Annotated in this window: 9 protein-coding genes; 1 reads left to right on the forward strand and 8 read right to left on the reverse strand. The window is 69.6% G+C overall.

Annotated elements, in window-relative coordinates; genetic code table 11:
* From OV208_RS19180 to OV208_RS19215, 8 genes are all read right to left on the reverse strand, one after another.
* A partial coding sequence (locus OV208_RS19180) for a hypothetical protein (RefSeq protein WP_267575285.1) occupies positions 1–656 on the reverse strand: 656 nt, incomplete at its 3' end.
* Positions 653–3,349, reverse strand: coding sequence for a PEP/pyruvate-binding domain-containing protein (locus tag OV208_RS19185; protein ID WP_267575286.1), 2,697 nt, complete (start codon positions 3,347–3,349; stop codon positions 653–655). The genes OV208_RS19185 and OV208_RS19180, both read right to left, overlap by 4 nt.
* Positions 3,350–3,362: 13 nt before the next feature.
* Positions 3,363–4,334, reverse strand: a complete 972-nt coding sequence (locus tag OV208_RS19190; RefSeq protein ID WP_267575287.1) for an NAD-dependent epimerase/dehydratase family protein — start codon at positions 4,332–4,334, stop codon at positions 3,363–3,365.
* Positions 4,322–4,969: a methyltransferase family protein gene (locus tag OV208_RS19195; protein ID WP_267575288.1), complete on the reverse strand. Its 648-nt coding sequence runs from the start codon at positions 4,967–4,969 to the stop codon at positions 4,322–4,324. Before OV208_RS19195 ends, OV208_RS19190 begins: the two co-directional genes overlap by 13 nt.
* Entirely contained in the window at positions 4,966–5,784 is an 819-nt protein-coding gene (locus tag OV208_RS19200; RefSeq protein ID WP_267575289.1) for an AfsA-related hotdog domain-containing protein, read from the reverse strand. Before OV208_RS19200 ends, OV208_RS19195 begins: the two co-directional genes overlap by 4 nt.
* A 155-nt stretch (positions 5,785–5,939) precedes the next feature.
* Positions 5,940–7,700: a class II glutamine amidotransferase gene (locus OV208_RS19205; protein WP_267575290.1), complete on the reverse strand. Its 1,761-nt coding sequence runs from the start codon at positions 7,698–7,700 to the stop codon at positions 5,940–5,942.
* A gap of 11 nt (positions 7,701–7,711) precedes the next feature.
* Entirely contained in the window at positions 7,712–8,698 is a 987-nt protein-coding gene (locus tag OV208_RS19210) for an alpha-E domain-containing protein (protein ID WP_267575291.1), read from the reverse strand.
* Entirely contained in the window at positions 8,695–10,167 is a 1,473-nt protein-coding gene (locus OV208_RS19215; RefSeq protein ID WP_267575292.1) for a circularly permuted type 2 ATP-grasp protein, read from the reverse strand. Before OV208_RS19215 ends, OV208_RS19210 begins: the two co-directional genes overlap by 4 nt.
* A 325-nt stretch (positions 10,168–10,492) precedes the next feature.
* Between OV208_RS19215 and OV208_RS19220 the strand changes: the two genes are divergently transcribed.
* Positions 10,493–13,003 carry an HYR domain-containing protein gene (locus tag OV208_RS19220; RefSeq protein WP_267575293.1) on the forward strand — a complete coding sequence of 837 codons (2,511 nt, stop codon included), beginning with the start codon at positions 10,493–10,495 and terminating at the stop codon, positions 13,001–13,003.
* The last annotated feature ends 55 nt before the right edge of the window (positions 13,004–13,058 follow it).

The raw sequence follows: 13,058 nt of genomic DNA on the forward strand, positions 1-13,058 counted from the left end.
TCGGAGTACAGCTTCTCCCCCGGCTTCGTGGACCCCGGCCACGCCGTCTTCCGCATCACTTCCCAGTGCAGGTAGATGAAGACCAGCCCCAGCACGACGAGCAGTCCTTGCGGCTCCGGAGGCCGGCCCGCGCGCTCGGACTGGGCCACCCAGACATAGGCGCCCTGCCCCACGTGCAACTGGATGGCGACCGCGATGGTCAGGAACATGCTCCCCTGGTACGTGGTGCTGTTCAGCTCCAACCACCAGAGGAACAGGCTGTAGAGCATGATGCCGAACAGGATGAGGGCTCGCAGCCAGGACACCGCCAGGTTGGAGCCGAGCAGGATGACGGCGCACACCGCGAGCGCGACGTACAGGTCCTGAAAGCTGACGTCGCCTCGCGCCAGTCCCCGCTCCGGGTTGTGGATCCGGTCGTATTCGTAGTCGCGCAGCTCATCCACGATGCGCATGAAGTAGCCCACGCCGAACACGCTCAAGCCCACGTGCAGCAGGTCTCGCGACAGCGTCAGCTCCTGCCCTCCTCCCAGCGTCCGCAGCATGCCGTCCAGGCTCAGGGACCAGAGCGTGACGACCGCCAGGTAGAACAACGGCGGGTAGCGCTGCACGGAGTAGCGCAGCACGGCCCGGATCCGTGACACCACGGTCCGGCTCATGTCGACACCACCGTGACCGTGCCCGTCGAACCGTCCACGCGGATCCGCGCGCCGTCGGGGATTCGCGTCGTCGCGTGGGCCACGCCCACCACCGTGGGAATGCCGAACTTCCGGCCCGCGATGGCCGTATGCGACAGCATGCTCCCCCGCTCCACCACGATGCCGCCCGAGGCCAGCATCAGGAAGAGCCAGCCCGGGTCCGTCTCCTTCGCGATGAGGATGTCATCCTTGGTGAGGGAGCCCACCGCTCCAGGGTCCTTCACGACGCGTGCGAAGCCTTCGACGATGCCCGCGCTCGACCCCAGGCCCTTGAGCAGGGAGGCATCATCGCTGGCGGCCTCCACCGCCCTGGGAATGCCGTCCGCCACGCTTCCCACGGTGGTGAAGTCACGCGGGGGCTGCCGCTCCTGGTTGTCCTGCTGCTCCCGCCGGCGCAGCCGTACGAGTTCGCCCAGGTTCCGGGTGACGCTCCGGCCCTCGAAGTGGTCCAGGATCTCCCGCAGCGTGAGGTAGTGCACGTCCAGCGGTGAAGCGAACACACCCCGCTCCGCCATCCGCTGCCCCAGCGCCGCGAACACGCTCTTGCTGAAGCCGAAGAGCTGGCCGCGCCAGAACCGGCTGTCCTCGCGCAGCCCAATCACCGTGCGCAGCCGTTCGAGCAGTTGATGTATCGCGAGCTTCCGCAACGGCTGTCCCTTCAGCAGCACCGCCAGCCGCGTCTCGGCCTCCGTGCGCCGCATCACATCCGAGGTCCGCAGCTCCGCCCGGGTGACGGACGTGCGCGCGTAGGACTGGACGATGCGCACCAGCTCCCACGGCGTGTCCCGCAGGTTCGGGCGCTCCACGTTCAGTTCCTGGACGCCCCGGTCGCCGTACTCGCTCAGGTGCTCGCGAAAGGCCCGGGCAAAAGCGGGAGCCACCTCTCCAGAAGCAAGCCTGCTCCACACCTCCTCCGCGGTCACTTCCGCGAAGAGCTTCGACAGCGCCGCATCCGCGCGCACGGTCTCCGCGAGCGCTACCGCGGAGAAGAGCGCGTGGCTCCCTTCATCCGGCCGGGCCCCGCACAGCAGTCCCGCGAGCAGTTCGCTGGGGTCCGCACCGGTCCACTTGCGGAGGAACCGACTCGCCAGCCCGTAATACGAATTGATGTACCAGTGGTTGATGAGCGTGAGCCCCCACCAGTTCCCCACCTCGCGCCAGACCTGCCGGAAATGGTGGATGAGGACCAGCGGGTCCTCCCGATTCAGGGACAGGGTCCGCAGCCCCGCGAGCGTCTGCCGCCACCATGCGGCGTACTTCTCGAAATCCCTCTGGAACGACACGGTGGCGGCCAGCGCCCCCACGGCCGAACGGCCCAGCGCGAACGCATAGCTCGCGGTGCTGGGAAAGCTCTCGCGGTGGCCGGGCAGCCGGATGACCAGCGAGGCATCCAACTGGAGCACGTCCTCCAGGTCCCGCATGGAGGTGACCGCGAGGAAGGGATTGATGCCATTGACGTGCATCAGGTTCGACAGCGAGTGGTAGACGCGCCCGTCGATGAACCCCAGCATGTTCTGGAACGCCGGGCCGTGCTCATGGAGCGTCCGCGCGTCCGCGCCCCACATGCGGCGCTGGAAGTCATGGAAGATGACCTCGTAGAAGTGGCTCGCGAGCGAATATGTCAGCGGCGTGGTGACGCCCGGGAAGCTCTCCGACACATTGCCGCAACCCCAGACGCGAATCTTCCGGAAGTCGAAGGCGATGGGCCGCGATTGCAGCACGTGCAGCGTCCCGTCCTCCGTGAACGTGCCCTCGATGTCCTGGGGAACGCCGAAAGTGCGCTCGATGTCCTTCGCCAGCGTCGCCAGCCGCTGGAGCTCCGCGTCCGTCAGGCAGGGCGCATCCCGCAAGGCCTCCGGCACGGGCTGTTCCAGCAACCCGCCGCCGGGCTCGGGGTTCTCACACAGCATCTCCGCCTTGTGACCCAGTTGCCGGTCGATGCGTCCCGTCTGCGGATGGATGAAGTAGTGGTCCACCCCGACCTTCTCCTGGACGACGCCTTCTCCAATCCCGTGCCCCGCGACGATCAGCGTCTTGCGCTCGGTCGTCTTCGGGTCGCACGTGAAGAGCACGAACGAGCGGCGCCCCGGCACCATCCGCTGGACGCCCACCGCCACGGTGAGTCCCCGGACGTCACGCCCCTGTGACAGCCGGTAGATGAGCCCTTCCGGCGTATAGGCCGACGCCCAGCACCGGCGGATCCGTTCAAGCAGTGCGTCGCGCCGCACATAGAGGAACGTCGAGCTCACCCCCGCGAACGGATCGCTCTCCGAGTCCTCGCTCTCCCCCAGCGCGCGCCCCACCACGGAGGCCCGTACCGCAACCACCGCGTTGGCTCCGAAGGTCTGGTCGAAGGCCTCCAGGATGGAGGCCTCGCGCTCGGCGCTCAGGGGCACTTCGATGAAGAGCCGTTCAATCTCCTCCGCGACCCGGCGGATGTCCTGCTGGGACGAACGGTCCACCGCCGACGTGAGTCGCTCGATGGCGGGCAGGATGGGCTGAGCCACCTCCTGGAACATCGTGGTGGTGAGACAGAAGAACTCCGGCACGGGGAAGCCCTGCCGCGCCAGGTGCTGCTGGCGCGCGAACTTCTGACCGACGTGGCTCGGGTCTCCGGCCTCGGTCATGGACACAAGCGGAAGGGGGGCGGACATGGCGGGGGTTCCTTCAGGAACGAAAGGTGTCGAGGGCGGCTCGCAGGGCCTCCACCGGAGACCGAGCGAGGAGTGCACGCGTGCCGGGGACCGCCTTGAGCCGCGCGACATCCAGGCACTGCGAACGGGTCAGCAATTCCAGACGTTCGGCCAGCGCCTGGGCTCGGCGGCTGGGGGCATCGCGCAGGGCGTTCAGGAGCAGGTCGGGGACGCGCACCTTCACGACCGGCTCGGGCAGCCCAAGCCCCTGCACCAACGTGCCCAGGAACTCCGAGCGCACCAGAGGGCGCGCATACGCCACGTTGTAGGCCCACTGTTCGGGACGACGCGCTTCCGCCATCCGCCGCGCGAGCTTCCAGATGATGCGCGCATAGTCATCCACGTCGATGACCGAGCAAGCCACCGAGTCCGCTCCGAGCTGGCGCCTGCGCTGGAGCATCTTCACCATCGCGGGGAGGACGAACCGGTCCCCCTCTCCGATGAGGAAGCGCGGACGCAGCACCACCGCGCCCAGACCGGCGTCCGCGGTGTGCTTCGTGATGAGCGCCTCGGATGCCACGCGGGAGCGCGCCAGCGGTGTGACGGGGACCAACGGATGCGCCTCCGTCACACCCAGGTGGGGACCCGGGCCATAGACGGACATGGAGCTGCCGTGGATGACGCCCAGGCAGTCCTTCGTGAGCCCTGACAGCAGCCTCCGTGTCCCCTCCACGTTGGTCCACTCGAAGCCCGTGCCGTCGGTGTCCCGGGGCTTCGTGGCGAAGTGGAGGACGACGTAGGGATGCGACGGGAACAACGCCTCGGGAATGCCGTGCAGGTCTCCCCGCACGACCTGGACGCCATCCCCCCATGAACGTCCATCCGGGGTGCGCACCAGCGCGTGCACGGGATGCGCGCCGCGCTGTCGCAGGATGGCTTGTCCCACGAGGCCGGTCGCACCGAGCAGCACGACGCCCACGCCATCCCCGCCCGTTACCAGAGCCATGGGACCAGCCGCTTGCGGGTCGCCGCGTAGGCTTCGTAACCGGGGAAGGAGCCCAACAGCAGCCGCTCCTCATGCCGGATGCGCAGCAGCACCGCCGGAACGAAGAGCAGCCCGAACGCGGCGATGGCCGGCACGCTGGGGAAGACGAGCAGGTAGCCCACGTGCGCCACCAACATCCCGGTGTACGCCGGGTGCCGGAGCTTCCGGTAGACGCCACCCGTGACGAGCAGGTCCGCATCCGGCAGACGCACCCGGTGCGAATACGCCCTCCCCAACGTGCGGATGGCCGTCAGTCGCAGCGCCACCCCACCGATGAAGCCCAGCAGCCCCACCGCACGACCCCCGGGGCCCGCCTCCAGCGTGGGGAACGCCAGCGCGAGCAGCAGCGTGGTCAGCCGCGCCACCGCGTAGAGTTCGAGCGTGGAGCCATCGCGCTCCGCCGTGGGCTTGCTCGTCTCACGCAACGTCACCCGGCTCTCCACCAACATCCACGCCACGTAGGCCGCGATCATCAGGCCCGCGATGACACGGCTCTCCTCCGGCGTGCGAGACAGCTGCCGGAGGCCCAGCGGGACGAGCAGCCCCAACCCCGTCACCATCAGCAGGGTGGGCATCCAGCGGTGCAGGTGCTTCACGACGCCGCCTTGCTGACGGCACCGAGCAGCCCCGAGAAACAGCAGACGTTGTCCTGCCAGCCCTGCACGGCGATCCACATGCGGCCCTTGCGGCCCTCGCTCCGCACCGGCTCCTCCCACTCCGGGAGCCGGTAGCTGACGAAGGTGCGCATCACCAGCGGCGCGTCGTGGCGCACGAAGCGCTGAAACTCCAGCGTGAGCCGGGTCAGGATGATGACCCAGTCGAACGGCAGCCCCACCCCGTGGATGCTCGCGAGGCTCGCCTGGCGGGCAATCTCCGTGAGGAGCATTCCCTGCACGTGTTCGGAGGGATGGTCGAAGAGGAACTCGGGCGACTCCATGAACGCGTTGAACTGGTGCAGCGCACCCACCCGGTGGCCGTTCGCGAGCAGCACGTTCGCCGGCTCCCGCTTGTGGACGAGCACCGCGTCCGTACGCTCCATCGGCCGCGTCTCTCCTTCCGCGAACAACTGGCGGCCTTCGGAGACGGGGTTCTTCACCGGCACGCGGCCCAGGAGTTCGGTGAGGTTCGCCGGCGGGTCCTTCTTCCAGGGACCGCCCACGCCGACACCCACGGGCGTGGCGTCCGCCCAGTCCGCGAGCTCACGGTGTTCAGCGGCGCGCGCTCCCAGGTAGAGGCCACCGTGCTGCTGGAGGACCGCCGACAGGAACTCGGCCTCCTCCACGTTCTTCACCGGGATGCGACACGGGTGGTCGATCTCCGGAAGAAGGGACTCCGGCACGAGCAGGAAGGGAACAGCGTCGGGCGACTCCACCCGCACGCGACGCGCGGGGGGGCTGGATGCGGCTTCCATGTCTGTCTTTCTCCAACTGAGGGGGAAAGACAGTCTAGGAATCCGGGTATCTCGATACGAGGACCGGGGGAGACCACCCCGTTCGCCCCCGGATCAGGACCCGGGGGATGCGCGCGATCCGCGTCGTGAAACACGACCCTGAGACAGGTGAGACCTCACTGCCCTTCGGGCATCACCGGCTCGCAGCGGACCAGCACCTCCAACTGCTCGCCCCCGCCTCCCAGGTAGATGGTTCCCGTCGTCGGCGTCGCGTCCGAGTACTGCCGGCCCACCGCCACGCGCACGTGGTCGGTCTGCGTGAGGATGCCGTTGGTCGGGTCGAACCCCTTCCACCCCACCTCCGGCAGATACACCTGCACCCACGCATGGGACGCTTCCGCCTGCGCCGTGTTCGCGTGCTTGGGCCCCGTGTAGAGGTAACCGCACACGTAGCGCGCGGGCACGCCCAACAGGCGCGCCAGGCAGATGAACACGTTGGCGAAGTCCTGGCAGACGCCCCTGCGCGCCGAATACACGGAGAAGGCCGTGGTGTTCAACGTCGTCGTGCCCTGCGCGTACTGGTACTCCTTGAAGATGGAGTAGTTGATGTCCAGCAGCGTGTCCAAGAGGTCGTAGTCGTTGCGGCGCGCGAAGCTCATCGCGTACTCGGACAGCTCTTCCAACTGCGTGTCCGGCAGCTCCGGCGGCAGCAGGTACGGCTGGAGCATGTTCGCCTGCCACGGCATCCACACCAGCGGCAGCACCGAGCGCACGTGCAGGGGCCGGTATCCCAACGGATCCGTGTCCCGCAGCTCCACGCGCGAGCGGGCCTCCATCACCAGCTCCTTGTAGGGCATGTCCACCATCGCCCGTCGCACCTGGTTGCCGAAGACGTCCTCGTACTCCGACCGCGTCACGCCCACCGACAGCGTCACGTCGTGTGACAAGAGCGACTGGAGCCGGTCATGCCGGGGCGTCAGCCTCAAGAGATGTGAGCTGCGCTCCACCGGGTTCTGGTAGCGGTAGACGGTGCGGTGCACCACGTCCATCACCCGCACCGGCGTCTCCGGCGGACGGCGCAGGCGGCTTCGCGCCTCGAACTCCGCCGCCATCGTGGGCGCCACCGTGCCCTGCGCCCCCGGCGGCAGTGCCTCCACGCGGATGGCCCCCTGGCGCACCAGCACCAGACCGCCGGGCGCCAGTTGCGTCCAGTTCGCCGGCACGTCCGTGCGCGAGTCCAGCGGCTGCGTGGCGACGATGACGCCCTTGCGGCTCTTGGCGCCCCGGCGCGTGAGGTCCAGCTCCACGTCCTCGTCGCCCAGCACCAGCCGCTCGTAGGGCGGCGACACCTGCCACACCCAGCCCTGCGTCGCCCCGGTGCAGTCCGCGTACAGCAGCAGGTCCCGGCCGTCCGACACCACCAGCGTCAGCGGCCCCAACTGGTTCAGCTCCTCCAGCCACGCGCGCAGCCGGAACGCGTCCACCTCTCCCAGGCTGCGCCAGCCCTGCTCCTGCATCCAGTCCAGGAAGCGGCAGAACAGCGTCTCCGAGTCCGTGGAGCCCACCGGTTCGAAGCGCGCCCCGGCGGGAATCTTCAGCCGCTGCTCCAGGCTGCCGCTGTGCGCGAGCAGCCAGTCCCGGCCCCAGGCGCTGCGGACAAACGGCTGCGTGTTGGCCTCCGTGATGGGCCCCCACGTCGCCGTGCGCAGGTGCAGCATCATCAGCGAGGACTCCAGCGGATCCCACGTGCGCACCAGCTCGCTGCGGGTGCTGTGCAGTTGGGGGGCGGCTTCCTTCAACACCGTGGCCGCGAACTCGCCGCCCGGGTAGTAGCCCACGCCCCAGCCGTCCGGCGGCTTGCGTCCGGGAGCAAGACAGCGCAGGTCCAGACCGGGAGCGAGCTCTCCCTCGAAGGACAGCGCGAGCAGGTTCAACATGGCCGCGGACTCTACCCGGCCATCTCCTGGGTGCCCACCTGCACGGGGGCCCGCCCGAAAAAATCGCGGGAGATCAGCGTGCACAATGCGTCCGTGCCCTCCACCATGCGCGTGAGCAGGGCGTGCACCGCTTCACCCTCGCCCGACAGGGAATGGGGCGTCAGCTCCTCCACCAGGGGAACCAGCCGGGACAGGCACTCCTCCCCCGGCTGCCCCTTGGCTACCACCGGGCACAGGTGCCCCAGGTAGCGGTACGCGGACTCCAGGCAGAAGCGCACCGAGCGCGGGAAGCGCGGCTCGAACAGCAGGAACTCCGCCACCGCATCGCCCGTCACCCGGCCCTGGTGGCTCTTCATGAAGGGCTCGAAGCCGGAGCACGCGCGCAAGAGTGACAGCCACAGCGCCGTCTCCACCACCCGGTGCCCGTGCTTCACCTCGCTGAAGATGTGGTGGTGCACATCCAGCAGGCGCGACGTCTGCCCCGCCCGCTCCAGCATCACGCCCAGCCAGACGAACTCCTGGGGCGTGTCGTGCAGCATGGTGCTGTCCAGGAGGCCCAGACACAGCTGCACCATGCGCCGGATGTGCTGGTAGAAGCCGAAGCGCGACGCGGCGTACTCCGCCCGGCCCGTCTCGCCGGTGAGGAAGTGGTACAGCTCGTTCGTCACCTCCCAGCACTCGCGGCTGACCACCTCGCGGATGGTGCGCGCGTTGTCTCGCGCGGCCAGCACCGTGTGCACCAGGCTGGAGCCGTTGTCCTCCTCCCAGGTGAGGAAGTGCTGCACCGCCTCGCCGTCGGACTCGGCCTTCACGCCGTGCTTGAGCGCGAAGGTGGCCCGCTCGCCGAAGATGGCCAGCGCCGGCACCCAGCACTGATCCGCCGGCAGGTCCGCGTCCAGCGCGAGCTGATCCGTCATCTGCAACACCCGCGCGACGCTCTCCAACCGCTCCAGGTAGCGCCCCAACCAGAAGCAGTGCTCCGCGATGCGGGCAATCATGCATCCTCCTTCTGGACCCAGGTGTCCTTGGAACCACCACCCTGGCTGGAGTTGACCACGTAGGAGCCCGCGCGCAGCGCCACGCGGCTCAAGCCGCCCGGCAGCGCCCACGGTCCCTGCGGCGTGGTGAGGATGTACGGCCGCAGGTCCACGCGCCGGGCGACGACCGTCCCGGAGGCCGCGTCCCACGTGGGGCAGGTGGACAGCTCCACGCGCGGCTGCGCGATGTAGCGCCGGGGCTGCGCGAGGATGCGCTGGCGGAAGTCCTCCCGCTCCTCCTTGGTGGACTGCGGCCCCATCAACATCCCGTAGCCGCCCGCCTCGTCCACCGCCTTCACCACCAGCTCCTCCAGGTGCTCCAGCACGTAGCGGCGGTCTTCCTCGCGCGCGCACACGTACGTGGGCACCTGCTCCAGCACCGGCGTCTCGTTCAGGTAGAAGCGGATGAACTCCGGCACGAACGCGTACACCGCCTTGTCGTCCGCCACGCCATTGCCCGGCGCATTGGCGAGCGCCACGTTGCCCGCCGCCCAGGCGCTCAACAGGCCCCTCACGCCCAGCATGCTGTCGGGGCGGAAGGCCTCCGGGTCGATGAAGGCGTCATCGATGCGCCGGTAGATGACGTGCACGCGCTTGGGCCCTCGCGTGGTGCGCATCCACACGCGGTCGTCGTCCACGAAGAGGTCCGCGCCGTGCACCAGCTCCACGCCCATGGTGCGCGCAAGGAAGCTGTGTTCGAAGTAGGCGGAGTTGTACGGGCCCGGCGTCAGCACCACCGCGGTAGAGCGCTCCGGGTCCTCCGGGGACGACGCGCGCAGCGTCTCCGCGAGCTTCGCCGGGTAGTGGTCCACGCGCCGCACCCGCGTGCGCTCCAGCACCTCCGGCAGCACGCGCTTGGAGAGCACCCGCCCCTCCAGCACATACGACACACCGGAGGGCGTGCGCAGGTTGTCCTCCAGCACCCGGAAGGTGCCCTGCCCGTCGCGTATGAGGTCGATGCCCGCGATGTGGATGCGCACGCCGCCCGCGGGCCGCACGCCCCTGAGCTTCGGCAGGTACTGCTGCGTGCCCAGCACCATGTCCCGCAGCTCCGGCCGCCCGGCGAAGATGCGCTGCTCGCCGTACACGTCGTCCAGGAACAGGCCCAGCGCGCGCACGCGCTGCTCCAGCCCGCGCTCCACGTGCTCCCAGTCGGAGGCCGACACCAGCCGGGGGATGAGGCAGAAGGGGAAGATGCGCTCCGTGCCCCGCTGATCCGCGTACACGGAAAACGTCACACCCTGGTTCATCAGCGCCCGCTCCGCCAACGCCTGCATCCGCGAGAACTCCGCCGCGGAGCGCGTGCCCAGCCGCTCCAGCAGCCGCAACACGTCCTCGCGCGGGGACTCCCCGGTGCCCAGCAGCTCGTCCCAGGTGCCCGGCGCGATGCCATACCCCTCGAAGAGCCCTCGGACCTGAAGCTGTCTCATGGTGGACCTTGTCTCGTAACTGAAGACGCACGACGCCATGCGTCAGAGCGGACTCTATCGGGGGATTGGGGGGCGCGACAGTTGCCGCTCTTGGCGGATGGGAATCCGGGGTCCACCGGCTGGTGGTGAACACATGAAACAGGTGTGACACCGGCCCCGTGCGATGGCTGGCGAACAGTCAGCCGGCCCCCCGGTTGTGGATCCGCCGGACCGTGAGGACGGTGCGCCCCCTGGGTGGTTCAGGGCGCGCGGGGTCCGGGTGGCTCCACCGGCCAGCGGTCTCCAAGCAGTCGGTGTCACGGGCGTTGTGGCGGGGAGGGGTTGGATGATGACTGACAGCGGTCGTGCGTGGCTTTCGGCGTTGGCTCTGGTGGCGGTCGGCGGTCCCGCGCTGGCGTCCGGCGGCGCTTCCGCTGAAGCCCCTGCCGTGAGCGTGCGTCGGCTGTCGGCGCTGCCGGGCGAGCGCGGAGATTTCGGCTCGGTCACGAACTTCGAGGTCCAGCCCCGGGCCTCCTTGAACGGGCGGCTGTACTACTTCACCGGCCCGCGCGTGGAGTCCTTCGACCACCGGCCCCTGACCCTGTGGTCGACGGATGGCACCGCCCAGGGCACGCGCTCCATGCAGGACCTGATGCCGACCTCCGCCGTCATCGATCACATGACGTTGGCCTCGGTGCCCGGCCGCCTGTTCTTCACCGCCCGGAGCAACACCTCCGGCCGCGAGCTGTGGACGAGCGACGGCACCGCCCAGGGCACCCACCTCGTGCGCGAAATCCAGCCGGGTGCGGCCAGCGGCGTGCACATTCCGAGCGCGCTCATCCCCTTCGGCACCTCCGTGCTGTTCGCCGCCGAGGACAGCGACGGCGACACCGAGCTCTGGAAGTCGGACGGCACCGAAGCGGGCACCGTGCGCATCCAGGACGTGCTGCCCGGCGCCCAGGGCTCGTCTCCGTTCCTGCGCGGGCCTTGTGGCGACGCCATGCTGTTCAGCGCGCACGGTCCCGAGGGCCGCGAGCTGTGGCGCACGGATGGCACCGCTCAGGGCACGCACCTCGTGCGCGACATCCGTTCCGGCGCGGGGTCCTCGGATCCCAGCGCCATCACCGCGATGGGCCCCACCTGCTTCTTCACCGCGGACGACGGCCAGCACGGCCGGGCCCTGTGGAAGACGGACGGTACGCAGAAGGGCACGTCCCTGGTGAGCGACCTCGTCGCCGGCAGCTTCGAGCCGGAGCTGAGCCAGTTCACCGTGCTGGGTGACACGCTGCTGTTCCTCGTGAAGGACGGCCAGCAGGTGGACCTCTGGCGCACGGACGGCACCGAGGCGGGCACCCTGCCGGTGAAGGCACTTCCGCGCGACCTCACCGGGACGGTCACGCTCGTCCGGGCCGGCGCGCGCGCCTACTACCTGACCCAGGGAACGGGCTCCGGCCGCCAGCTGTGGGTGACGGACGGTACGGCGGAGCAGACCACGGTCGTCTTCCTGGAGGAGGCGGGCCAGCAGGTCGTGCCGAGCTTCCTCGCCGCCTGGGGGGATGAGCTCGTCTTCTACCGCGCGCCCAATGCGTGGGGCGCGGAGCTGTGGCGCACCGACGGCACCGCCCAGGGCACGTACCGCCTCGCCCGCGTGCCGTCGAACCGGACCTCTTCACCTTCGACGGTGGTGCCCTTCGGGGACTCGCTGCTGGTGCCGGATGACAGCCCCTTCCAGGGCCTGTCGCTGTGGCGGTTGGACCGCGACGCCACGGCGCCCGCCTTCCGGGACTGCCCAGCCCACCTGGACGTGCCCGCCACGCATGCGCAGGGCACGGAGATGCACCTCGCGGTGCCCGCGCTCACCGGCGGACAGGCGCCCCTGACGGTGCGCACCAGCCACCCGGAGGGCACGCCGCTGTCCATGCAAATGGGCTTCGGCGTCCACTACGAGGCCGAGGACGCGCAGGGCCGGGTCGCCGCGTGCGCCATGGACGTCACCGTGGCCGACCTGACGCCGCCCACCATCCAGGGCTGCCCGTCGGAGCTCGTCGTCAACACCCGCTCGCCCCAGGGCGCCCCGGTGTACTACCCGCCCTTCACGGTGACGGAGGAGACGGGCGGCGACGTCGTCACCTCCATCATCCCGGAGAACGGCAGCACGCTTCCGCTGGGTACGACGCTGGTGACGATGACGGCCCGCGACCGCGCGGGCAACACGTCCACCTGCGCCTTCCCCGTCACCGTGCGCGACGGCCAGACGCCCTCGGCCGCATGCAAGGTGAGCGAGGTGCGCGTGGAGGCCGAAGGGCCCGACGGCGCGCGTGCATGGTGGCCGGAGGCGACCGCCAGCGACAACGTCTCCGCCCAGACGACCACCACCCGGACGCATTCGCCCGGCGACCTGTTCCCCCTGGGCATCACCCGCGTGCAGCTCACCCGCACCGATGAGGCGGGCAACAGCCGCACGTGCGAAATCCAGGTGAAGGTGCGCGACTCCCGTCCGCCCGTGCTTACCTGCCCGGAGGACGTCACGCTGAAGACCGCCGTGATGTCCGGCACCCGCGCCGACTACCCGCTGGCCTCCGCCGAGGACACCGTGTCCCAGGCGGAGCTGCTCTACAGTCCGGAGCTTGGGACGCCGCTGGCGCCGGGGATGCACTCGGTGCAGGTGACCGCGCTCGACGCGGCCGGCAACGCGGCGCTGTGCAACTTCCATATTGCCGTGGAGTACGACCCGACGTCCGACATGTCGCGCAGCCTGGGGTGCTCCCTGGGCGGTGGGCCCGCGTCGGGCGCGGGCTGGGCGGCGCTGCTCCTCCTCGGCTGGACGCTCTCCCGCCGGAAGAAGGGCGCGGCGTGAGGACGTGAGCATCCGGCATGGCGGCGAGGGGGACTTCCGCTACAGTCCCTCGCAC

This window comes from Corallococcus sp. bb12-1 (genome assembly GCF_026626765.1).
Classification (GTDB): Bacteria; Myxococcota; Myxococcia; order Myxococcales; family Myxococcaceae; genus Corallococcus; species Corallococcus terminator.

What these genes read in the sequence shown, in the direction of transcription:
- OV208_RS19185 (WP_267575286.1), bottom strand. Translation starts at nt 3,349, where the DNA reads ATGTCCGCCCCCCTTCCGCTTGTGTCCATGACCGAGGCCGGAGACCCG.
- OV208_RS19200 (WP_267575289.1), bottom strand. Translation starts at nt 5,784, where the DNA reads ATGGAAGCCGCATCCAGCCCCCCCGCGCGTCGCGTGCGGGTGGAGTCG.
- OV208_RS19190 (WP_267575287.1), bottom strand. Translation starts at nt 4,334, where the DNA reads ATGGCTCTGGTAACGGGCGGGGATGGCGTGGGCGTCGTGCTGCTCGGT.
- OV208_RS19215 (WP_267575292.1), bottom strand. Translation starts at nt 10,167, where the DNA reads ATGAGACAGCTTCAGGTCCGAGGGCTCTTCGAGGGGTATGGCATCGCG.
- OV208_RS19220 (WP_267575293.1), top strand. Translation starts at nt 10,493, where the DNA reads ATGATGACTGACAGCGGTCGTGCGTGGCTTTCGGCGTTGGCTCTGGTG.
- OV208_RS19210 (WP_267575291.1), bottom strand. Translation starts at nt 8,698, where the DNA reads ATGATTGCCCGCATCGCGGAGCACTGCTTCTGGTTGGGGCGCTACCTG.
- OV208_RS19205 (WP_267575290.1), bottom strand. Translation starts at nt 7,700, where the DNA reads ATGTTGAACCTGCTCGCGCTGTCCTTCGAGGGAGAGCTCGCTCCCGGT.